Source organism: Neobacillus drentensis (assembly GCF_036962765.1).
Lineage (GTDB): Bacteria > Bacillota > Bacilli > Bacillales > Cytobacillaceae > Neobacillus > Neobacillus drentensis_C.
Genome location: NZ_JBALOS010000437.1, coordinates 1 through 261, shown reverse-complemented (window position 1 = coordinate 261; position 261 = coordinate 1). Strand labels below are relative to the sequence as shown.

The following is a 261-nucleotide window of genomic DNA, read 5'->3' as shown; positions in this document are numbered from 1 at the left end:
GTATTCAAATTCCCGTCAATTACGACCAGGTAAGTTTGTTTGTTTTTGGAAAGTCAGTCTTAGAAAAAAGATTAAGTAAAACAGTAGAGGCGTTAGATACGAATTTCGATATACGTCTAACGGGATGGGTTTACGGTACAGAAGAACCGATCGAGAAGCTTTTCACCACCAAGGTTCCGTTTTATTATGCCTACTCAAACGCAAGAATTGTTCAGCCAGAATACATGCAACAACAAGATTCCTCCGTTCCAGCTCTATCAC

Annotated in this window: 1 pseudogene; it reads left to right on the top strand. The window is 39.8% G+C overall.

Going from position 1 to position 261, the window contains the following annotated elements:
- Positions 1-261, top strand: a pseudogene (locus V7137_RS30460) (hypothetical protein); the annotation flags it as partial.